Origin of the sequence: Tropicimonas omnivorans, assembly GCF_031846565.1 — a bacterium.
Lineage (GTDB): Bacteria > Pseudomonadota > Alphaproteobacteria > Rhodobacterales > Rhodobacteraceae > Tropicimonas_B > Tropicimonas_B omnivorans.
In genome coordinates, this window is record NZ_JAVRHL010000004.1 from 210,822 (window position 1) to 232,991 (window position 22,170).

The following is a 22,170-nucleotide window of genomic DNA, read 5'->3' on the forward strand; positions in this document are numbered from 1 at the left end:
GAGGCGCCATGAGCCGCCGGCCGATCAGCCTGTGTCACTGGGGCCCGTTCGAGGCTGAGGTCTCGGACGGACGCCTCGTGCGGACCGCTCCGATGGAGGGAAGCGGCGCCGATCCGGACATGATCGGCGCCTGGCCGGAGCTGCTCTATTCCGAGACCCGCATCCGCGAGCCCCATATCCGCGCCTCCTGGCTCGAGGGGAAGAAGGCGGGCCGCGGCCGCGATCCTCTCGTTCCCGTCGGCTGGGACGAGGCATTGAGCCATGTCGCGGCCGAACTCGCCCGCGTGCACCGCGACTTCGGCCCGGCCTCGATCTTCGGCGGCTCCTATGGCTGGTCGAGCGCGGGGCGCTTTCACCACGCCCGCACGCAGATCCGCCGCTTCCTCGCCGCGACCGGCGGTTTCACGGACCAGCTGGGAAACTATTCCTGGGGCGCGGCGCAGATGATCCTGCCGCATATCCTGGGCTCCCACGCGGCCGTCTCCAGCGCGGCAACGTCGTGGGCCAGCATCGCGGAGCATACCGATACGCTCGTCGCCTTCGGCGGCCTGAAACCGGCGAACTGGAACGTGACCTCGGGCGGCGCCGGCAGCCATCATTTGCCCGAGGCGGTTCTGAACGCGAAGGCGCGGGGCACCCGCTTCGTCCTCGTCACGCCCCATGCTGGCGATGCGCCGGACGGCCTCGACGCCGAGGTGATCGCCCCGCGCCCCCACTCGGACACCGCGATCATGCTCAGCCTCGCGCGGCAGGCGGTGGCCTCGGGGCGCGCCGACCCGGACTTCCTCGCCCGACACACCCATGGGGCGGACCGCTTCCTCGCCTATCTCGCCGGCGAGACCGACGGGCAGGAAAAGACGCTCGCCTGGGGCGCCGAAATCGCCGGTTTGCCGGTGGAGGATCTCGAACGGCTCTGGTCGCGGATCGCCGAGGGGCGGGTGATGCTCACGGCAAGCTGGTCCCTCCAGCGGGCGGAGAACGGGGAGCAGACCTACTGGGCGCTCATCGCGCTCGCCGCGCTTCTCGGTCAGATCGGGCTGCCGGGTGGCGGCTTCTCCTTCGGATACGGCTCGATGAACGGGGTCGGCGCCGACGCGCGCTCAGGTCTCGTGCCGACCATGCCGGGCCTGCCGAACCCCGTCCCGCCGATCCCCACCGCCCGTTTCGCCGACGCTTTTCTGAACCCCGGCCGGAGCATCGACTTCAACGGCCACACGGTCGTCTATCCGGATATCCGGCTCGTGTACTGGGCCGGCGGCAACCCGTTCCACCATCACCAGGATCTCTGCAGGATGGAGAAGGCCTGGGCCGTGCCCGAAACGGTGATCGTGCACGAGCCATGGTGGACGCCGACCGCGCGCCGCGCCGATATCGTCCTGCCCGCCACCACGTCGCTGGAGCGGCGGGACATCGGCGGCTCCTCCCGCGATCCGTCGGTGTTCTTCATGCCGAAGCTCGTGGAGCCGGTGGGCGAGGCGCGGAGCGACTTCTCGATCTTCTCGGGTCTGGCGGACCGTCTCGGCTGCGGCGCGGCCTATCACGAGGGGCTGGATGAGGAGGGGTGGCTTCGCCGGCTCTGGGACGTCTCGCTCGAGCGCGCGGAGAAGGCGGGGATCGACCTGCCGGACTTCGAGACCGCGTCCGAAATTAATTACGTTCCCGTCTCGCCGCCGGCCGAACCCGAGGTTCTCCTCTCCGCCTTCCGGGCCGACCCCGAGGCGGCCGCGCTCGGCACCCCGTCGGGCCGGATCGAGCTCTATTCCGAGGCCATCGCCGCGATGGGCTACGCGGATAGTCCGCCGCATCCGGCCTGGCGCCCGCCTCTCGAATGGGCCGGCGCAGCGGAGGAGGGGGAGTTGCACCTCCTCACCAATCAGCCGGCGAAGCAGCTTCACGCGCAGCTCTACCCCGTCATGAAGGACGGGGATGGCCCCGCCGCCTGCCGCATCGCGCCGGGCGATGCCCGTGCGCGGGGGATCGAGGATGGCGACCTCGTGCGACTGCATAACGGCCGCGGCGCCTGCCGGGCGCGGGCGGTGATCGATGACGGCCTCCGGCCGGGCGTCCTTCTGATGTCCACCGGCGCCTGGTACGATCCCGACCCGGAGGGCGGACCGGAGCGGGCGGGCAATCCCAATGTGCTGACGGCGGACCGGCCGACATCGAGCCTCGCGCAGGCGACGGCGGCCCAGAGCGCGCTGGTACGGATCGAAGGGCTGGACCGGGAGAGGACCTGACATGGAACTGGGACTGAGTGGCAAGCGCGCGCTCCTGACCGGCGCGAGCCGGGGAATGGGCCGTGCCTGCGCCATGGCCATCGCGGCCGAGGGCGCTGAGATCACCATGGCCTCCCGCGGCGCCGAGGAGCTGGAACGGGCCGCCGCCGAGATCCGGCAGGCGACCGGGGCAACCGTTCACACCGTCGCGGCCGACGTGACGACGGAAGAGGGCCGCACGAAGATCCTCGCCGCCTGCGAGGCGCCTGACATCCTTCTCAACAACGCCGGCGGCGCGCCTCCGGGAGATTTTCGCGACTGGGGCCACGACGAGTGGATCGGTGCGGTGGAGCTGATGATGCTGCCCGCGATCCTGATGATGCGCGGCACCGTGGACGGGATGATGGAGCGCGGCTTCGGCCGCATCGTGAACATCGTCTCCCGTTCGGTGAAGATCCCGCAGCTGGAGCTGGGCCTCTCGAACGGCGCCCGCTCCGGTCTCGTCGGCTTCACCGCGGGCCTCGCGCGGCAGACGATCCGCAAGGGCGTCACCATCAACAACATCCTGCCCGGCATCGTGGACAGTGACGGCCAGCGGGACCACATCCGGGGAATGCTGGAAGAGGGCGGCGAGAGCTTCGAAGAGATCTGGGACCGCCGTGCCGCGTCGAACCCCGCCGGACGCTATGGCCGCCCCGAGGAGATAGGTGCATGGTTCGCGTTCCTGTGCAGCCATCATTCTGGCTTCGTCACCGGGCAGAACCTGCTTGTGGACGGTGGCAGTTATCCGGGGACCTACTGAGGGGCAATTCATGCGGGTCATCGTCATCGGCGCGGGCATCGTCGGCATCGCCAGCGCGTGGTACCTGACAAAGGACGGTCACGACGTCACCGTCCTCGAGCGCCGCGAGGGCCCGGCGGAAGAGACCTCCTTCGGCAATGCGGGCGGCGTCTGTCCCGGCTTCGCAGGGCCCTGGGCCGCGCCGGGAATGCCGCTAAAGGCGCTGCGCTGGATGTTCCGGGACGAGGCGCCCCTCAAGATCCGCCCCTCTCTCGAGCCTGCGCGCCTGTCCTGGCTTGCGCAGTTCACGCGCAACTGCACGTCGGACCGGTTCGCGGCCAACAAGGCGGCGATGCAGAGGATCGCGCATTTTTCGAAAGCCTGCCTGCAGGAGCTGAGGGCGGAGACCGGCATCTCCTACGATCACGGCACGGGCGGCGTGGTGCAGGTCTTCTCCACGCGAGACGAGATGGAGGCCGGCCGCCGGTCGGCGGAGATCCTGGACCGCCTCGACATCCCTCACCGCCTGCTCGGGTCGGACGAGTTGACCGCGGCGGAGCCGGGGCTCGCGCGCTCCGAGGTCGACTTCACCGGCGGGCTGCACCTCACCACGGACGAGACCGGCGATTGCCACCTCTTCTGCGAGGCGCTTGCACGGCTCGCGGCCGAGGCGGGCTGCACCTTCCGGTACGGCGTGGATGCGGCATCGATCGACCGGGCGGAGGGCCGGGCCTCGGGCGTGCGTCTCCGGGACGGGGAGCAGCTCGGGGCGGACGCGGTCGTGGTCGCGACCGGGCCATGGGCGCGCGAACTACTGGACCCGCTCGGCATCCGCGTGCCGGTCTATCCGGTAAAGGGCTACTCCATGAGCGTGGAGATCGGGGAAGATGCGTTCGCGCCTGCCTCCTCCGTCATGGACGAGCATTCGAAGGTGATGATCACCCGCCTCGGCTCCCGCATCCGCGCCGCGGGCGTTGCTGAGATCGCGGGCTTCGACCGGGCGATGCCGAAGGCGGTGATCGAAAGCCTGAAGGCCCGGGTCGCCCGCCTGTTCCCCGGCGCGGCCGATTATGAAGCGGCGACCTTCTGGCACGGCTTCCGCCCGATGACGCCGGACGGCCCCGCGATCATCCGCGAGAGCCGCGTCCCGAAGCTCTACCTCAACGTCGGCCACGGCTCGAACGGGTGGACGCAAGGCTGCGGCGCCGCGAAGGTGCTCGCGGCCGAGATCTCGGGGCGCCCCTCGCCGCTCGCATGATGCGCGGGGGGGGATGCCGCCGCCCGGGATGGTGCCGGGGTTGAAGCAGTTGCGGTAATTGCGGTTTTCCGGATCGGATCGCGGCGTGACCGGCCGGGGTAAATTGACTCTTCCGATGAGTGCTGCGTTTTATCCCCGCAAACGATACCAGAGGACCTCCCATGCCGCAGACGGGCACAGCCACCATACTCAAGATCTTCGAGGCCGATTTCGGTGGCATCGTGGAGGAATGGCGCGGCACTCAGGTCGAGGAAGGGGTGCGCCGGTCGGATCTGTTCACCGATTCCGAGAGCCGGGCGCAGAACATCGAGCTTCTGAAGGCATTCCTCACCGGCATACGCTCCGGCGTCCACGAGCAGGATTTCAGCTTCGAGGACACCGCCTGGGAGGACCTGCGCGCCGTTCTCGCCGATCTCACCAAGGAACGGGTCAGCCGCGGCGTGACCCCGTCCGAGATGGCAAACTTCGTGCTGGCGCTGAAGGCCCCGCTCTTCTCCCGCCTGGCCACGGAACTCGCCGGCGACACGGACAGGCTGATGGCGGAGATCCGGCTCGTCACCCGGCTGATCGACGCGTTCGCGATCTACACCAACGAGGTCTTCATCGCCGAGCGCGAGCAGATCATCGAGCGCCAGCGCGAAGAGATGATGGAGCTGTCGACGCCCGTCGTCGAGCTGTGGGATCGCGTCCTGACCCTGCCGCTCATCGGCACGCTCGACAGCGCCCGCTCGCAGGAGGTCATGGAGAACCTCCTGGAGACGATCCTGCAACGTCAGGCCGAGGTCGTCATCGTGGACATCACCGGCGTCTCCACGGTGGACACGCAGGTCGCGCAGCACCTCCTCCGGGCCGCCGCGGCGGTGCGCCTGATGGGGGCGGAGTGCATCATCTCCGGCATCAGCCCGATGATCGCGCAGACCATGGTGCAGCTCGGCATCGATGTCGGGACCGTCTCCACGCGCTCCAGCATCCGCACCGCGCTGGCCGATGCCCTGCGCAAGGTCGGTTACGTGATCGAGAAGCGGGACGCGCACTGACATGTCGGGTGTCGCGTCCATCCACCTCGTCGAAAACGCGCTCCTCGTCTCGATCCAGGACGACGTGACGGATACAGAGATCATCGATCTGCAGGACGCGCTGTCGAACCGCATCGCGGACGAGAACGTGGACGGCGTCATCGTCGATATCAGCGCGCTGGAGATCGTGGACACGTTCGTCGGCCGCGTCATCGCGCAGCTTGCCGGCATCTCCCGCCTCCTCGCGGCAGAGACCTACGTCGTCGGGATGCGCCCGGCCGTGGCCGTCACGCTGGTGGAACTCGGCATGTACCTGCCCCAGACGCGGACCGCCCTCAGCCTGTCCCACGCGCTGGCGCAACTCCGGCGTGGCTGAGCCGCAGCCCGACTTCCTGCACAAGATCATACAGCGCATCGACCTCAGGACCGGGAAGGATGCGGTGCAGGCCCGCCAGGTCGTGGCGCGGGAGCTGAAGGCGCGGGGCGTCTCGGCCCTGCGCGTCACGCGCTTCGCCACCGCCGTCAGCGAGATTGCCCGTAACGTGATCGTGCATGGCGGCGGAGGACACTTTACCGTTGGGCTGAACGCCGCGACGTCGTATCTGGACGTCGAATGTCGCGATCGGGGGCGCGGAATTCCCGATATCGAGCAGGCCATGAAGGACGGGTTCACGACCGCAGGCGGTCTTGGCCGGGGCCTCGGGGGTGCGAAGCGCCTGTCCGACCGGTTCGAGATCGAGACCGTGCCGGGCCAGGGGACGACAGTGAGGATGAGCGCGAAGATATGAAACGCTGGATCGAGATCGAGGACCGGTCCGCCATCGCGGCGGTGCGGCGACTGGCCCGGCGCTACGCCTCCGGCCTTAAGCTGTCCGAGAACCGGCTCGAGGAGATGGCGATCGTCGTGACCGAGGCGACGACGAACATCCTGCGCTATGCGGATAAAGGACGGATGCTGATCGAGGTCCTGCAGGCGCAGGGCGTCTCCAAGGTCGTCCTCGTCTTCACCGACAGGGGCCCCGGCATCTCCGAGATCGGCCGGATGGTGGAGGACGGCATCAGCTCGTCGGGATCCGCCGGCCTCGGCCTCGGGGCGATCCGGCGCCTGTCCGACAGCTTCGATATCTTCAGCACGGCGGAGGACGGCACCACGATCGTCTGCACCTTCGAGGCCGAGAACGCGCCGCCCAATGCGGACCTGCTGGATGTCGAGGGGCTGCGCGTGTGTCACCCGGCGGAGACGAGTTGCGGCGACGACTGGTTCGTGCGGCAGATTCCGGGGCGGGCGGACGTTCTGCTCTGCGACGGGCTCGGCCATGGTCCGAAGGCGGCGGAGGCGTCAGCGGAGGTGCTGGACGCGGCCCGCGCGGCGGATGTCGCGCCCGAGGACATGATGATGCATCTGACGCGCGCGCTCGTCGGCACGCGGGGGGCCGTGGCCGCGATGATCCGGGTCGATCTCGAGACCTCGACGCTCAGCTACTCGGCCCTCGGCAACATCACCACCATGCTCGTCGGTCGCTCCGGCTCCAAGCGGATCGCGGTGAGGGACGGGCGGATCGGCGGCGCGCCGACCCACGGCTATGCCGAGACGCTGCCGCTCGAACCGGGCGACATGATCATCATGCACAGCGACGGCCTCAAGACCCTGCGCGAGGGTGACCTTCGCCCGGCGCTACTCGCCCGGTCCCCCCTCCTGATCGGGGCCTTCCTTCTCGACCGCGCCTTTCGCGGCCGGGACGACGCGAGCATCGTCGTCGTGAAGGTGAGGAAAGAGGCCCGCGCATGAGCGGGGCGCGGCTCGCGGCGGTCCGTCTCGAGAAGGCCGATGACATCGTCCGCCTGCGCGAGGTGACGATGGCGCTGACCGACGTGCTGCAATTCGGCACCTTCGAGAAGACGCGGACGGTGACGGCGGTGCTGGAACTCGGACGCAACGTGATCGAGCACGGGGAGCGCGGCCGGGCGACGTTCACGCTCGCCCAGGCCGCCGGCCGGCAGGCGCTCGGTGTGACGGTGCAGGATCAGGGCCACGGCATCCCCGATCACAAGCTGAAGGGCACGGGGGAGATCGCCTCGGAGACCGGCCTCGGGCTCGGCCTGCGCGGCGTGCAGCGGATCGCGGAGCGCTTCGAGGTTCAGACGAACGCCGAGGGCACGCGGATCGACGCGGTTTTCCTCGCCCCCGTCCTGATGCGCAAGCCGGAGGCGCTGATCGCTGCGGCCGGCGAGGCCATGCGGACGCTGGACGCTGCCGACCCCGCCGCCGCGCTCACGCAGCAGAACCGGGAGCTGATGGACAGCATCGCCGACCGGGACCTCCTGATGCGGGAACTGCACCACCGCACGGGCAACAACCTGACCCTGATCGTCGCGCTCATCCGCATGAGCAAGGGTCAGTCCGAGGCGCCGGAAACGCGCCAGATCCTCGGTGAGCTCGAAACCCGCGTCGCCTCTCTCGCAAAGGCGCACGAGCTGATGCAGAAGGCCGCGAATGCCGGCACCATCCCCGCCGAGACGCTCCTTCGGGAGGTCGCCCGGAATGCCGAACGGGCCTTCAACACCGAAGGCTTGCGGGTGACGATCGACGTCACCTGCGACTGGACGCAGCTCGAGGGGCGTCTCGCCACGGATATCGGGCTGATCGTCGGGGAACTGATCACGAACGCCTACAAGCACGCCTTCAAGGGGCGCTCCGAGGGACGGATCACGGTGACCTTGTCGCGCGACGCGTCGGGCGGACTGGACCTGGCGATCAAGGATGACGGGACCGGCCTGGCGGACGGGGCGACCCGCCCCGAGCGGTCGGACAGCCTCGGCTGGAAGCTGATCCGGACCCTGGCGTTCCAGCACGACGGCACGCTGACGGTGGGCGGGGAGGACGGATTCACCGTCCGCATTCTTTTCGCGGGCAAGCCGTAGCCTCGCAGGGTGCGCAATCGGAGTGCGGTCTGCGTCGGGTCCAGCCCGCCAGCTTGCGTGCCGCCCGCGGCTTGACCCGGCCTCCGGGCGGCCCCTATAGCGGATGGGTGGTGTGGCCACTCCCGCAATGGCGTTGCGGCTGGACGGCGCACGCATGGCAGACCCCGCAATCGATCGATGTCCCGAACGCCCGGACGTCCCCCCGGCCCGCCTCCTCCGGCGCCGGGGCAGATGGTACGAGGTGCAGACATGACCGAAACCGCCACCCGCCCTTCCGTCCGCCAAAGCGGCACGAGCGCCACCGGCATCGTGGCGATGATCATTCCGATGGCCCTTCTTCCCATCGGCGATGCCTTCGCCAAGTTCCTGACGGGCGAGATCCATCCCGTTGAGGTCGCGACCGGCCGGTTCGTGGTGCAACTGGTGCTGCTCTTCGCGGCCGCTGCCCTTCTGCGCCGCAGGCTCGAGGGGCCTATGTTCTCGCCCCTGGTCGCCGTGTCGGGCGGGCTCGTGATGGTGACGCTGACGATGCTCATCTCCGCCTTCGCGGTCATGCCGATCGCAACGGCCATCGCGATCTTCTTCGTCGAACCGCTGCTCCTGACCGTCCTCGCGGGGCCGCTCCTCGGCGAGCGCCTCGGAGCGCGGCGGCTTTCGGCGGTGGGCGTGGGGCTCGTGGGGGCGCTGATCGTGATCCGTCCGGGCGGGGAGCTCGGCTGGGCGGCGGTGATGCCCCTCATCGCCGCGCTGACCTACGCGCTCAACATGATCGTGCTGCGCCGAGCCTCGGCCACCCGCTCGTCGCTGACCCTGCAATGCGGCGCGACCTTCTACGCCGCACTCGGCTCGCTCGCCATCACCGCGCTCCTTTATGCCACGGGCTTCGTCGTGCCGCGGATCGGGGCGCTGCCCGGATGGGGCTGGGGCGCGCTGATCGCGGCTGGCGCCTTCGCCGCCTGTTCCTTCCTGCTGATCGCCGAAGCGTTTCGGCGGGTTGAGGCCGGCATTCTCGCGCCGCTGCAATATTTCGAGATCATCGGGGCGACGGTGGTGGGCTACCTCGCCTTCGGGGAATTTCCCGATGCGCTGACCTGGGCGGGGCTGGCCGTGATCCTCGCTTCCGGCCTCTACGTCTTCTACCGCGAGCGGCGGCTGGCGGTGGTGCCCCGGCGCAGCCGACGCCGCGTGCCGCCCCGCTGAGCGGAACGGGGCGCGCCCGAGGTGATCGGGGGGGCAAAAGGGACAAAGGTTGATCCGAGAGGATGGAAATCCGGCTGCAGTGTGATTAGGTAACATTGAGCATTCCGATCGATGTCATGTAACAGACGTCACCAATTCGTCCGATCCGAGGTCCAGATGTCCGGTCACGCCTTCGAGCAGCACGATCACCATTCCTGCATCGCCGACGGCGTCACCGCCGCCGTGGCTTACTGCGCCGAGCACAAGCTGCAGTTCACCAAGACGCGGAAACGCGTTCTGGAGATCCTGCTGGAAAGACACAGGGCGATGGGCGCCTACGAGATCCTCGACCGTCTCCGGGAAGAGGGCCTCGGCTCCCAGCCGCCCGTCGCCTACCGCGCCCTGGACTTCCTCGTGACCAACGGCTTCGCCCACCGCATCGAGCGGCTGAATGCCTTCATCGCCTGTACCCACCTCGAGTCCGGTCACGCTCCGGCCTTCCTGATCTGCCGCTCCTGCGATCGCGTGGTGGAGGCCGAGACCGATCTCGGCGCCGGCGAACTGGCCCGCGCGGCGGCCGCGACGGGCTTCGTGATCGAGCGTACGGTGCGGGAGGCGGAAGGCCTTTGCCCCGATTGCAGCCCGGGCGAGGTGGCATGACGGCGCTGATCGAGACTTCCGGCCTGACAATTCGCTACGGCGGGGCCACGATCCTCGACCGGGTCGATCTCGGCATCGGGCGTGGGGAGATCGTGACGATCGTCGGCCCGAACGGGTCCGGCAAGTCGACCCTCCTGCGGTCCCTTCTCGGGGGCGTCAGTCCGAGCCGTGGAACGATCCGCCGCGCGCCGGGCCTGCGCATCGGCTACGTGCCCCAGCGTCTCGTTCTCGATCCCACGCTCCCGATCACCGTGATGCGCTTCCTCGGCCTGCCGACGAAGGTGCCGAGCGAGGCGCGCGTCGCGGCGCTAGAGGCCGCGGGCGTGCCCGGGATCGGCGAGCGGCAGATGGCGGCGCTCTCGGGCGGGCAGTTCCAGCGGGTGATGCTGGCGCGTGCCATCCTGGAAAAGCCGGATCTTCTGATCCTGGACGAGGCGACGGCGGGGCTGGACCAGATCGGCGCAGCGGCCTTCTACCAGCGGATCGAGGCGCTCCGGACCGAGACCGGCTGCGCCATCCTGATGGTCAGCCACGATCTGCACGTGGTGATGAGTGCGTCCGACCGGGTGATCTGCCTCAACGGCCATGTCTGCTGCGAGGGAACCCCAGAGGTCGTCGCCGAGGCGCCGGTCTACCGCGCGCTCTTCGGGGAGGGCACGAAAGGCACCTTCGCGCTCTATCGCCACAAGCATGACCACGAGCATGATCACGTTGGCGGGGATGCGTGTTCGCATGGGCCGGCGGAGGCGCTTCCGGCGGCCGATGCCCATGCAGGCCGGCAGTCGGAGGCCGCAGAGTGATGCTCGACGATTTCATGGTCCGCGCCACGCTTGCGGCGATCGGTACGGCACTGGCTGCCGCGCCGCTCGGCTGCTTCGTCGTCTGGCGGCGGATGGCGTATTTCGGCGATGCCACCGCCCATGCCGCGATCCTCGGGGTGGCGCTGTCGCTCGCCCTGTCCCTGCCCATCTTCGCGGGGGCGCTCGTCGTGGCGCTGATCATGGCGACGACGGTGGCGCTCCTCTCTGGCCGGGGCTACGCGATGGATACGCTTCTCGGCGTCCTCGCGCATTCGGCGCTGGCCTTCGGGCTCGTGGCGGTGTCGTTTCTCACGACGGTGCGGATCGACCTGATGTCCTACCTCTTCGGGGACATTCTCGCGGTCGATCGCACCGATCTTGGCATCATCTGGGGCGGAGCGGCGCTCGTGATCGCGCTCATCGCGTGGCGCTGGTCGGCGCTTCTGACCGCGACGCTCAGTCCCGATCTCGCCCGTGCGGCGGGAATCGATCCGAGGCGGGAGCAGCTGGCGCTGACCTTCGCTCTCGCGGTGGTGGTCGCCGTGGCGATCAAGGTCGTCGGGGTCCTTCTGATCACCGCGATGCTGATCATCCCGGCTGCGACGGCACGGACCTTCTCGCGGACGCCGGAGGCGATGGCGGTCATCGCGGCGGGCACGGGCATCGCGGCGGCCCTGGGCGGGCTCCGAATGTCCTACGAGTTCGACACGCCCACCGGCCCGACCATCGTCTGCGTCGTCGCGGTCTTCTTCTGCGCGGCCTCGGTCTTCGCGGCGCTGCGCGAGCTGGTGTCCCGCCGGGGCGGGGCGCGGGCGAATTAGCGGAAGCGCAGGTTCTCGCGGGTCAGCTCCTCGATCCTGTCGCGGCCCATCAGGCGCATGTCCCGCACGAGCTCGTCGCGCATGAGGTCGAGGGCGCGCTCGACGCCGGGTTGCCCCGCCGCGGCCAGCGGGAAGAGGTAGTAGCGCCCGAGCCCCACCGCCTTCGCGCCGAGCGAGAGCGCCTTGAGGACGTGGCTGCCCCGCGTCACGCCGCTGTCGAGCAGGACGTCGAGCCGGTCGCCGGCGGCCTGTGCGATCTCGTCGAGCTGATCGAAGGAGGAGCGGGAGCCGTCGAGCTGCCGTCCGCCATGGTTCGAGATGACGATGCCGGTGCAGCCGATATCGGCCGCGCGCACCGCATCCTCGGGCGCCATCACGCCCTTGAGGCAGAACTGCCCGCCCCAGAACTCCACCATCTCGGCGACGTCGTCCCAGGTCATCGTCGGGTCGAGCATCTCGCTGAAATACTCGGAGATCGACGCCGTCCCGCCGCCCATGTCGATGTGGTAGTCGAGCTGGGGCAGGGAGAATTTCTCGTGCCGGACGTAGTTGATGCCCCAGGCGGGCTTCATCACGAACTGCGCCAGGCCGCGGGCATTGAGCCTGAAGGGGATCGAGAAGCCGGTGCGCTTGTCCCGCTCGCGGTTGCCGCCGGTGATGCTGTCCACCGTCAGCATCATCACCTCGACGCCCGCCTCCTTCGCCCGCTCCATCATCGCGCGGTTCAGGCCCCGGTCCTTGTGGAAGTAGAACTGGTAGACCTGCGGATTGGAGTGGCTGCGGCGCACCTCCTCGAGGCTGACCGTGCCGAGGGAGGAGACGCCGAACATGGTGCCGAACTTCGCCGCCGCTGCCGCCGTCGCCCGTTCCCCGTCGTGATGGAACAGCCGTTGGAGGGCCGTCGGGGAGCAGTAGACGGGAAGGTCCAGTTTCTGCCCCATGACGGTGACGGACAGATCGATGTCCTGCTTCCCGCGCAGGACGTTCGGAATGAGGTCGACGTCGGAGAAGGATGCGGCATTGCGCGCGAGGGTGCCCTCGTCATCTGCCGCGCCGTCGATGTAGTTGAAGATCGGACCCGGCAGGCGTCGCTCCGCAAGGCGGCGGAAGTCGCGGAAGTTGTGGCAGTCTTTCAGTCTCATGTCGTCCTCCCGGTGCGGTCGCGCCAAGCCTCTGCATAGGCCCCGAGCGCGTCCTCGTCACGGGGCGCGATGGCGCGCCCGGGCTGTTCGCTGTGGCGCCCCACGAGAAGGAGCGCGCCGCCCACGGACGTCCCGGTGGCCGAGGCGCTCGCCTCGACAGGGCCGCGGAGGGCATTGAGCATGTCGAGGTAATCCTCGTTTCGGGCGAAGGGGCCCTCCACGATCACGGGACCTTCCGCGCCGATCAGCGAAAGACAGGTATCGGTCATCAGCGCCAGGTACCAGGACAGCGCGAGGCGCCGCTCTCCGTCCGTCCGGGGCTCGCGGGTGAAACCGCCGGCATGGTCTCCGAAAGGGCCCGTGCCGGGCTCGACGGCGGGCAGGATGAAGAGATCCTCCAGCACGGCGGAGCGGTCGGCGACGGTGGTTCGGGCGTCCCCCTCAGGCCTCAGCCGCTCGTATTCGCGGCCCCCCATGAACCGGGCGGATGGCACGGCGTCCCCCAGGGCGTTCACGTTCACCAGCGTATCGCGTGCGGGATCGAGCGAGCGGGCCGCGCCGCCGACCGCCATGGCAATGACCCAGGTGCCCGTCGAGACGACCGAGAACGGCGCGGCCCGGCCGGCCAGATGGGGATAGAGCGAAGCGTTGCTGTCATGGATCCCGCAGACGACCGGCGTTCCCTCGGCGATGCCGGTGAGGGCGGCGAGCTCCGGCCGGAGGGTGCCGAGGATGTCGGAGGAGCGGCGGGCGGGCGCGAGGCGCTCCGAAAGGCCAAGCGTCTCGACGAGCGAGGAGGGCCGTCCCTGCCATGGATTCCACAGATCCGTGTGGCAGCCGAGGGAGGTCACGTCTGTCGCCAGTTCCCCGGTCAGCCGATAGCCCCAATATTGCGGGTAGGTGACGACATGGGCAAGCCTTTCGTCCAGTCCCGGATCGCGGCCGAGTTGCCAGTGCAGCTGCGCGCCGAGATTGAGGCCGAGCGGCAGGCGGGGGGACCCGGTCTCTGAAAAGGGCGGGCGGATGGCGTCGTAGGCCTCCGCGCTCTCAGAGGGGCCGTCATGCTCGTAATCCAGCATCGGCGCCGCGAGCGATCCGTCCTCCGCCAGAAGAACGGCGGCGGCGCCGTGGGTGGTCACGGAAATGGCGTCGATCCCGTGGCTGGACGCCATGTCGCGGAGCGCATCCAGCAGGAACGCCCAGTGTCCGTCCAGGTCGAAATGCGGATAGGGCGGTCCGGGGCGGACCGCGTTCGGCCGCGTCCGCACATCCGTTTCGGACAGCGTATCCGCATCCACGAGGGCCAGCTTGACGTTGGTCTTGCCGATATCGATGACGGCGATACGACGGGGTTTCATGGAAGATGGAAGACCGTTTCGAGGTCCCGTTGCCACGGCGATCGGTCGGCGTTCGTCTCCATGATGTCCGCCATGTGCGCCCACCAGCGGCGCATGACCGGATGCTCCGGCAGCGCCTCCATCCCGTGATCCTCGCTGCGCCAGAGCACGCCGAAGAGGGTGGACGTCTCCCGGTCGAGATGGATCGAATAGTCGCTCACGCCGGCGTCTTTCAGAAGCTCCGCCAGTTCCGGCCAGATCTCGTCATGCCGGCGGCGATACTCGTCTTCCCGGCCGGGGACGAGCCGCATGACGAAGGCGTGCTTCTCGCTCATGCCGCCTTCCCCGTCCGGACGAGCCGGATCAGGCGGGGCAGGGCGATGACGCCGATCAGCAGCGCGCCGATGAAGATCGACATGACGATGCCCGGCACGTTCAGAAGCCCGAGGCCGAACGTCACCATTCCCATGATCAGGGCCGCGATCACCACGCCGAGGATCGAGCCCGCGCCGCCGAGGATCGACACGCCGCCGAGGACCACCATCGTGACCACTTCGAGTTCCCACGCGAACGCGATGGAGGGGCGGGTGGAGCCGAGGCGCGCGGTCAGGCAGATCGCGGCCATGCCGGACATCAGGCCGGTGAGCAGGAACAGGATCATCTTCACCCGCGCGACCCGGATGCCGGAGAAGGTCGCGGCGGTGGCGTTGTTGCCGATGGCGTAGATCTGCCGTCCGAAATTGGTCGCGTGAAGGATGACGCCGTAGATCACGGCGAGGATCGCGAAGAGGACCAGCTCGAAGGAGATCACCCAGAAGACGTAGCCGCGCCCGAAGAACGCGAAGTCGGGCGGGTAGCCGTTGAAGGCCTGATCGCCGAGGACGATGTAGCTGATCCCGCGGAAGAGGCTCATCGTACCGATGGTCACGACGATGGACGGCAGGCCGAGCCTCGTCACGAGAAGCCCGTTGAACGCCCCGCAGACAAGGCCGACGCCGAGGCCGATCAGAACGAGGGCCGGCATCCCGGCGCCGTATTGCAGCGCCCAGCCCATCGCGGTCGAGGCGAGGGCGATGATCCCGGCGACCGAGAGGTCGATCTCCCCGGCGATGATAAGGAGGGCCATCGCGAAGGCGATCATTGCCTTTTCGGTGAAGTTGAACGTCGCGTCCGAGAGGTTCCAGGGGTCGAGGAAGTAGGGGCTCGCCTGCGTGTTGGCGAGGAAGATCAGGATGGCGATGACGGTGAGCAGCAGTTCCCACGAGCGCAGGATGCGGGCCGGGCGGCTGGAGAGCCGGTCGGGAACGTGGCGGGGTCTCGTACCCTCTGCGATGCTCATTGGGCGGGCTCCTTGAGGATGACGCGGCCGGGATCCTTGCGGCGGTTGAAGGCGACGGCGACGATGATCGCGGCGCCCGAGATCGCCATCTGCCAGAACGGCGAGATGCCGGCGACGGGCAGCGCGTTCTTGATCGTGCCGAGAAAGAGTGCGCCGAGGACCGCGCCTGTGACGCTTCCGAGGCCGCCGGCGATGGAGATGCCGCCGATCACGCAGGCGGCGACGATATCGAGCTCGAACCCGCTGGCCACGTCGGTATAGGCGACCGCGTAGCGCGACACCCAGAGATAGCCGCACAAACCGGCGAGGCCGCCCGCGATCACGAAGGCCATGAACCGCGTCCGTCCGACATCGATGCCGGTATAGACCGCCGCAGAAGGGTTGCCGCCCACGGCGAAGAAGGCCCGGCCAAGTGCGGTGCGGTTCACGAGGATGGCAAAGCCCGCGATGACGGCGAGGGCGATCCAGCTCAGGACCGGGAGCGCCAGGAACTCCGCCCGCGGGAACGCCTTGTAGGCCGCGCTCATCTCGTGGGAATTGACCCATGCGCCGCCCGAGACGACGAAGATGATGCCGCGATAGATCGTGAGCGTGCCGAGCGTGACGACGATGGGCGGGATGTCCAGCTTCCAGACGAGCAGGCCGTTGAACGCCCCCATCAGGAGGCCGAGCGCGACCGCGATGGAAATGAGCGCGACGACCGGAACGCCCGGCATCGCCGCGTTGATCATCGCGGTGACCATGCCCGTCAGGGCGAGGTTCGAGGCCTGGCTGAGATCGATGCAGCGGGTGAGGATCACCAGCGTCTGTCCGAGCGCCAGCATGATCAGGATCGAGGTGTCGTTGAAGACGGAGGCGAGGTTGCCGGGGGCCGCGAAGCCGGAGAACCGCGTCTCGACGAGCAGGATCAGCGCGACGAGCGCTGCCAGCAGGATCGCCTCGCGGGACGTGATGAACTGCTTCATGCGGCGGTCTCCTCGTATCCGGCCGCGGCGCGGACAAGCTGTTCGGGGGTCAGGCCGTCGCGGTCCAGTTTCGCGGCGATGCGGCCGTCCCGCATGACGATGACGCGGTCGGACATGCCGAGGATCTCCGGGATCTCGGAGCTGACCATGATGACGGACAGGCCCTCCGCGGCAAGCTCGGCCATGAACTCGTGGACCGCCGCCTTGGAGCCGACGTCGATCCCCTTGGTCGGTTCGTCGAGGATGATGACCTTGGGCCTGGTCGCGAGCCACTTGGCGATCACGACCTTCTGCTGGTTGCCGCCCGACAGGTTGCCCACCGCCTGGTCGAGGGAGGCGGCCCGCAGATCCAGCCGTTCGGTGTATCTGCGGGCCAGGGCGAACTCGTCCGCCATCTGCACGAAGCCGTTTCGGGAGGTCTGGGTGAGGGAGGGCAGGGTGACGTTCTGGAAAATCGGCATGGCGGTGATGGCGCCCTGCTTGCCCCTGTCCTCGGGGACGTAGACGATCCCGCGGGCGATGGCCTCCGCGGGGGAGCGGATCACGGCGACCTTGCCGTCGATCTTCACGGCGCCCTTGGACGGTGTCGTCGCGCCGAAGAGGGCCTGCATCAGCTCCGAGCGCCCGGCGCCCACGAGGCCGTAGAAGCCGAGGATCTCCCCGCGGCGCAGCCCGAAGCCGATATCGGCGAACTCGGTGGGGTGGGAATATCCGGAGACGCGCAGGATCTCCTCGCCCGGACTGGACGTGCGGGCGGGAAAAATCGCGTCCATCGAGCGGCCGACCATCTTGGTGACGAGGGCGTCCTCGGTGACATCCTTCATCATTCCCGCATCGACCATCTCGCCATCGCGGAAGACGGTATACCGGTCCGCGATGCGGAAGATCTCGTCGAACTTGTGGCTGATGAAGAGGATCGCCTTGCCTTCGGCTTTCAGCCGCTCGACCAGCTCGTAGAGCTCCTCGATCTCCGCCTGGGAGAGGGACGCTGTCGGCTCGTCCATGACGACGACGCGGGCATCGACGGACAGGGCGCGGGCGATGGCCACGAGGTGCTTCGACGCGATGCCGAGATCGCGGAGCGGGGCCATGGGGTCGAGTTTCGCGCCGATGCGCGCCAGGATCTCGCGGGCATCCGCCCGCATGCGGCTCCAGTCCATGAGCCCGAACCGGCCGCGCGGGGCGTGGCCGAGAAAGATGTTCTCGGCGACCGTCAGCTCGTCGAAGAGGACGGTTTCCTGGTGGATGGCGGTGACGCCGGCCTCCTGCGCCGCGGTCGCGGTCGGGAAGCGGGTGGTGGTCCCGTCCACCTCGATATGCCCCTCGTCGGGCTGGTAGATGCCGGTGAGGATCTTCACCAGCGTGGACTTGCCGGCGCCGTTCTCGCCGATCAGGGCGGTGACCTGCCCTTCGTGGAGCTCGAGCTCCACGCCGGACAGGGCCGTCACGCCAGGAAAGCGTTTCGTGATGCCTTCGAGGCGGAGCACGGGCCCCGCGATCGTCGTGCCGTCATCCATTGGGGTGCCTTTGTCGATCCCGGGCTGGAAAGGTCGGCCCGGCCCCTGGGACAGGAGCCGGGCCTGATGGATCCCGGGAGGATCAGAAGACGCTCTTGAACTCGTCGATGTTCGAGGCGTCGTAGGTGAAGGGCTCGCTCATCGCGGCCTGGTTGTCGTCGTCCAGGGTCGCGGTGCCCATGCGGCCCATGCCGATCTCGGCGCCCGGCTCGGCCTCGGCCTCATCGGTGGCGAGGTTGTAGGCGAGCATGGCGGTTGCGTAGCCCAGATCGACCGGGTTCCAGATCGCGAAGGACTGGGACGCGCCGCTCTCGATGGCGCCGGCCATCTCGGAGGGCAGGCCGAGGCCGGTGACGTTCACCTCGCCCGCCTGGCCGGCATCCTGAACCGCCTGCGCGGCGGCGACGATCCCCACGGAGGTCGGCGCGATGATCGCGTCGAGATCGGGATAGGATTGCAGCAACCCTTGGGTTTCGCGGTACGACTTGTCGGCCAGGTCGTCGCCGTAGACCGTCGCGACCAGTTCGATGTCCGGATACTGGTCCATGACCTTTTCCATCTCAGCGATCCAGGTGTTCTGGTTCGTCGATGTGGAGGTCGCCGACAGGACCGCGACCTTGCCGCCGTCCGGCAGCTTGTCCGCGGCGAGCTTGATGATCGTCTGGCCGATCAGCTCGTCGGAGGAGGGGGCGAGGTGCATCTCGCGGCCCTCGGGGGCGACGCCCGAATCCCAGGAGATCACGGTGATGCCGCGCTGCATGGCCTTCTGAAGGGCCGGGACGACCGCGTCCGGATCGTTGGCGGAGATCGCGATGGCGTCCACGCGCTGGGCGATGAGGCTGTTGATCACCTCGATCTGGCCCTCGGCCGTGGTGCTTGTCGGGCCGGTATAGATGATCTCGGCGTTGCCGAGCTCTCCGGCTGCTTCTTCGGCGCCCCGGGCGGCGGCTTCGAAGAAGCCGTTGCCGAGCGATTTGGCGACGAGGGCGATGCGCACGTTGTCCTGTGCCATGGCGGTCGTGCCCATGAGGGCCGCGGCGACCCCCGTGGCGATGGCGATGCGTCTGGTGATGCTCATGTCGTTTCCTCCCTGGATGAGCGGTTCGTTGATTACCCCGCGGAGCGCGCCTCCTGCGCGCGGTTCGGGGTCGTGACGGTCAGCGTGATGCCCTCGGCCTCGATCATCGCGGCCTCGGCATCGGCGATCCCGTCATCGGTGATGACCGTATCGATGCGCGACAGCGGACAGAGGACCAGCGCTGAGCGGTTCCGGAACTTGCTGGAATCGACCATCAGGACGATCTCGTCGGCCTGGCCGATGAGCTTGGTCTCCGCCTGGATGATGAGCGGGTCCTGCTCCATCACGCCGAGCTTGGAGAGGCCCTGCGCCCCGAAGAACATGCGTTTGGCGGCAAAGTTGCGCGTCACGTCGTTCTCGAAGGGGCTGAGGACGATGTTCTGCTCGCGGTAGATCGTGCCGCCGGCGAGCATCACGGTGTTCTTCGACTGCTTGAGCAGATGCTCGGCGATCGGAAAGGAGTTGGTGAAGACGAGGCAGCGGCGATTGGCCAGCGGGTGGACCATCTGGAAGGTGGTCGTGCCGCCATTGATGATGATCGCATCCCCGTCGTCGCACATCTCGACCGCGGCCTGCGCGATGGCGCGCTTCTCCGCGACGCGGCGGGTGGCGTTCATCTCGAAGGGGCGCCCGGAAAGGCCGACGAATTGCGGCGGCGCGAGGCTCTCGACCCCGCCGCGCACCCGGCGGACCTTCTTCTGCATGTGGAGGGTGGCGATGTCCCGGCGGACCGTCGCCTCGGAGGCGTCGGTAAGCTCGCAGATCTCCGATACCGTCACCACGGGCCGGGCCTGGACGGCCGACAAGATCACGCGATGACGCTCACTTTCGATCATGGACACTCCTCCCGGCGCTCAGAGTTTCCATAGTTTACCCTCCTGTCAATCATAAATTGTCATAAATGATCGTTTCTGCGGTGCGGCGTGATTGATTTTGATCGTTTCGGATTGACTTTCACGCATTCCCCTCGGACAGTGCTGCGCGATTGAACGAGGCTCGATGCGGGGGAGACCAGCCATGCCCGAGGATAACGCCGGCGGAATGATCGCCAACAACTGGGACTCCGCCAAGGCGGAATCGATGAGCGAGCCGGAGAAGCTTCTCTACCGCTCGAACCTTCTGGGCTCCGACAAGCGGGTCACCAATTACGGCGGTGGCAACACCTCCGCCAAGGTCATGCAGCCCGACCCCCTGACCGGCGAAGAGGTCGAGGTGCTCTGGGTGAAGGGCTCGGGCGGCGATATCGGCTCGATGGACATGGCCGGTTTCTCGACCCTCTACATGGACAAGCTACGCGCGCTCAAAGGGGCCTATCGAGGCTTGGAGCACGAGGACGAGATGGTGGGCTACCTGCCGCACTGCACGTTCAACCTGAATCCCCGCGCCGCCTCCATCGACACGCCGCTTCATGCCTATGTGCCGAAGAAACACGTCGATCACGTCCACCCCGACGCGGTCATCGCGATCGCCGCCTCCGAGGATTCGAAGGCGCTGACGCAGAAGATCTACGGCGATGCGATCGGCTGGCTGCCGTGGAAGCGGCCAGGCTACGAGCTTGGCCTCTGGCTCGAGAAATTCTGCAAGGAGAACCCCGAGGCGAAGGGGGTCGTCCTCGAAAGCCACGGCCTCTTCACCTGGGCTGACGATGCCGAGGAATGCTACGGTTTGACCCTCGATGCGATCAATCGCGCGATCGAATGGTTCGCGTCCGAGACAGCGGGCAAGGCGGCTTTCGGCGGCGAGGTCCACGCCCCGCTTGCCGCAGGCGAGCGCCGCCGGATCGCCTCGGCCCTGATGCCCGCGATCCGCGGAATGATCTCGGAAGACGGCTACAAGGTCGGCCATTTCGACGATCAGGATGCCGTTCTGCAATTCGTCGGCGCGAAGGACATGGAACGCCTCGCCGCCTTGGGCACCTCCTGCCCGGACCACTTCCTGCGCACCAAGATCCGGCCGCTCGTGGTCGACTTCGACCCGGCCAATCCCGATGTGGACGGCACGCTCGACCGTCTGAAGGGCATGGTCGAGACCTACCGCGCCGACTACGCCGCCTACTACGATCGCTGCAAGCATGACGACAGCCCGGCCATGCGAGACCCCAACGCGGTCGTCTACCTCGTGCCCGGCGTCGGCATGATCACCTTCGCCAAGGACAAGGCGACGGCGCGGATTTCGGGCGAGTTCTACGTCAACGCCATCAACGTAATGCGCAACTCTGACGCCGTCTCGACCTACCAGGGCCTGCCGGAGCAGGAAGCGTTCGACATCGAGTACTGGCTCCTCGAGGAGGCCAAGCTCCAGCGGATGCCGAAGCCGAAATCCCTCGCGGGCCGCATCGCCATCGTCACCGGCGGCGCCGGCGGCATCGGGGCGGCGACGGCGGAGAAGTATCTCGGCGAAGGCGCCTGCGTCGTCCTGGCCGATATCGACGCCGGCGCGCTTGCCGCCACGAAGGAGACCCTCGCCAAACGGTACTCGGAAGATGTCGTGAGCACGGTCGAGATGAACGTGACGCGCGAGGATGCCGTCGCGGACGCCTATGCCGAGATGGCGGCCCGGTTCGGCGGGGTGGACATCGTCGTTTCCAATGCCGGCATCGCCTCCTCAGCGAAGGTCGAGGACACGACCTTGGAGCTGTGGGACAAGAACATGTCCATCCTCTCCACCGGGTACTTCCTCGTCTCCCGCGAGGCGTTCCGGATGCTGAAGAAACAGGGCATCGGCGGCTCCATCGTCTTCGTCGCCTCGAAGAACGGTCTCGCCGCGAGCCCCGGAGCCTCCGCCTACTGCACCGCGAAGGCCTCCGAGATCCACCTCGCCCGCTGCCTCGCCCTCGAAGGCGCCCCCGAGGGCATCCGGGTCAACACCGTGAACCCCGATGCGGTGCTTCGCGGCTCCAAGATCTGGTCCGGCGAGTGGCTCGACCAACGTGCGAGCACCTACGGCACAGACAAGGAGGGGCTCGAGGAGATGTACCGCGAGCGGTCGCTCCTGAAGCGCTCCGTGCTGCCGGAGGACATCGCCGCGGCCTGCTACTTCTTCGCCAGCGACGAGAGCGCCAAGTCCACCGGAAACATCGTCAATGTCGATGCCGGCAATGTTCAGGCCTTCACGCGCTGAGGCGCGGGCGGGTCAAAGG

Annotated in this window: 21 protein-coding genes; 13 read left to right on the top strand and 8 right to left on the bottom strand. The window is 68.0% G+C overall.

Annotated features, from left to right (window positions below):
* Positions 1-8: 8 nt before the first annotated feature.
* The 12 genes from RM543_RS16865 (at position 9) to RM543_RS16920 (ending at position 11,653) form a co-directional block, all read left to right on the top strand.
* A complete protein-coding gene (locus RM543_RS16865) occupies positions 9-2,237 on the top strand; it encodes a molybdopterin-dependent oxidoreductase (RefSeq protein ID WP_311693768.1) in 2,229 nt (742 codons plus the stop codon).
* Position 2,238: 1 nt separating this feature from the next.
* A complete protein-coding gene (locus RM543_RS16870; RefSeq protein ID WP_311693770.1) occupies positions 2,239-3,018 on the top strand; it encodes an SDR family oxidoreductase in 780 nt (259 codons plus the stop codon).
* A 10-nt stretch (positions 3,019-3,028) separates the two neighbouring features.
* Positions 3,029-4,255 carry a D-amino acid dehydrogenase gene (locus RM543_RS16875; protein WP_311693772.1) on the top strand — a complete coding sequence of 409 codons (1,227 nt, stop codon included), beginning with the start codon at positions 3,029-3,031 and terminating at the stop codon, positions 4,253-4,255.
* A gap of 161 nt (positions 4,256-4,416) precedes the next feature.
* Complete coding sequence (locus tag RM543_RS16880) at positions 4,417-5,292, top strand: STAS domain-containing protein (RefSeq protein ID WP_311693774.1); 876 nt, start codon at positions 4,417-4,419, stop codon at positions 5,290-5,292.
* 1 nt (position 5,293) lies between these two features.
* Positions 5,294-5,647, top strand: coding sequence for an STAS domain-containing protein (locus tag RM543_RS16885; RefSeq protein WP_116083394.1), 354 nt, complete (start codon positions 5,294-5,296; stop codon positions 5,645-5,647).
* A complete protein-coding gene (locus RM543_RS16890) occupies positions 5,640-6,059 on the top strand; it encodes an ATP-binding protein (RefSeq protein WP_311693777.1) in 420 nt (139 codons plus the stop codon). The genes RM543_RS16885 and RM543_RS16890 overlap by 8 nt, the downstream gene beginning before the upstream one ends.
* Complete coding sequence (locus RM543_RS16895; RefSeq protein WP_311693779.1) at positions 6,056-7,060, top strand: ATP-binding protein; 1,005 nt, start codon at positions 6,056-6,058, stop codon at positions 7,058-7,060. Before RM543_RS16890 ends, RM543_RS16895 begins: the two co-directional genes overlap by 4 nt.
* A complete protein-coding gene (locus RM543_RS16900) occupies positions 7,057-8,193 on the top strand; it encodes a sensor histidine kinase (RefSeq protein WP_311693781.1) in 1,137 nt (378 codons plus the stop codon). Before RM543_RS16895 ends, RM543_RS16900 begins: the two co-directional genes overlap by 4 nt.
* A 249-nt stretch (positions 8,194-8,442) precedes the next feature.
* A complete protein-coding gene (locus tag RM543_RS16905) occupies positions 8,443-9,393 on the top strand; it encodes a DMT family transporter (protein ID WP_311693783.1) in 951 nt (316 codons plus the stop codon).
* A gap of 156 nt (positions 9,394-9,549) precedes the next feature.
* On the top strand, positions 9,550-10,032 hold the full coding sequence (locus RM543_RS16910) for a Fur family transcriptional regulator (protein WP_311693785.1): 483 nt from the start codon (positions 9,550-9,552) through the stop codon (positions 10,030-10,032).
* Positions 10,029-10,832: an ATP-binding cassette domain-containing protein gene (locus tag RM543_RS16915; protein WP_311693787.1), complete on the top strand. Its 804-nt coding sequence runs from the start codon at positions 10,029-10,031 to the stop codon at positions 10,830-10,832. The genes RM543_RS16910 and RM543_RS16915 overlap by 4 nt, the downstream gene beginning before the upstream one ends.
* On the top strand, positions 10,832-11,653 hold the full coding sequence (locus RM543_RS16920) for a metal ABC transporter permease (protein WP_311693790.1): 822 nt from the start codon (positions 10,832-10,834) through the stop codon (positions 11,651-11,653). The genes RM543_RS16915 and RM543_RS16920 overlap by 1 nt, the downstream gene beginning before the upstream one ends.
* Here RM543_RS16920 and RM543_RS16925 read toward each other — a convergent pair.
* The 8 genes from RM543_RS16925 to RM543_RS16960 all read right to left on the bottom strand — a co-directional run bounded on the left by RM543_RS16925 (position 11,650) and on the right by RM543_RS16960 (position 19,867).
* Positions 11,650-12,795 carry an alpha-hydroxy acid oxidase gene (locus RM543_RS16925; RefSeq protein ID WP_311693791.1) on the bottom strand — a complete coding sequence of 382 codons (1,146 nt, stop codon included), beginning with the start codon at positions 12,793-12,795 and terminating at the stop codon, positions 11,650-11,652. The two genes, RM543_RS16920 and RM543_RS16925, sit on opposite strands and share 4 nt — an antisense overlap.
* Entirely contained in the window at positions 12,792-14,153 is a 1,362-nt protein-coding gene (locus RM543_RS16930) for an FGGY-family carbohydrate kinase (protein WP_311693793.1), read from the bottom strand. The genes RM543_RS16925 and RM543_RS16930 overlap by 4 nt, the downstream gene beginning before the upstream one ends.
* Positions 14,150-14,467 carry an L-rhamnose mutarotase gene (rhaM, locus tag RM543_RS16935; RefSeq protein WP_311693795.1) on the bottom strand — a complete coding sequence of 106 codons (318 nt, stop codon included), beginning with the start codon at positions 14,465-14,467 and terminating at the stop codon, positions 14,150-14,152. The genes RM543_RS16930 and rhaM overlap by 4 nt, the downstream gene beginning before the upstream one ends.
* Positions 14,464-15,471: an ABC transporter permease gene (locus RM543_RS16940; RefSeq protein WP_311693797.1), complete on the bottom strand. Its 1,008-nt coding sequence runs from the start codon at positions 15,469-15,471 to the stop codon at positions 14,464-14,466. Before RM543_RS16940 ends, rhaM begins: the two co-directional genes overlap by 4 nt.
* Positions 15,468-16,436, bottom strand: coding sequence for an ABC transporter permease (locus RM543_RS16945; RefSeq protein WP_311693799.1), 969 nt, complete (start codon positions 16,434-16,436; stop codon positions 15,468-15,470). Before RM543_RS16945 ends, RM543_RS16940 begins: the two co-directional genes overlap by 4 nt.
* On the bottom strand, positions 16,433-17,953 hold the full coding sequence (locus RM543_RS16950) for a sugar ABC transporter ATP-binding protein (RefSeq protein WP_311693801.1): 1,521 nt from the start codon (positions 17,951-17,953) through the stop codon (positions 16,433-16,435). The genes RM543_RS16945 and RM543_RS16950 overlap by 4 nt, the downstream gene beginning before the upstream one ends.
* An 82-nt stretch (positions 17,954-18,035) precedes the next feature.
* A complete protein-coding gene (gene rhaS / locus RM543_RS16955) occupies positions 18,036-19,031 on the bottom strand; it encodes a rhamnose ABC transporter substrate-binding protein (RefSeq protein ID WP_311693803.1) in 996 nt (331 codons plus the stop codon).
* Positions 19,032-19,063: 32 nt separating this feature from the next.
* Positions 19,064-19,867, bottom strand: a complete 804-nt coding sequence (locus RM543_RS16960; RefSeq protein ID WP_311693805.1) for a DeoR/GlpR family DNA-binding transcription regulator — start codon at positions 19,865-19,867, stop codon at positions 19,064-19,066.
* A 181-nt stretch (positions 19,868-20,048) separates the two neighbouring features.
* Here RM543_RS16960 and RM543_RS16965 point away from each other — a divergent pair, with 181 nt between their 5' ends.
* Positions 20,049-22,151 (top strand): bifunctional rhamnulose-1-phosphate aldolase/short-chain dehydrogenase, encoded by a 2,103-nt coding sequence (locus RM543_RS16965; protein WP_311693807.1) that lies wholly within the window; start codon positions 20,049-20,051, stop codon positions 22,149-22,151.
* Positions 22,152-22,170: the final 19 nt, after the last annotated feature.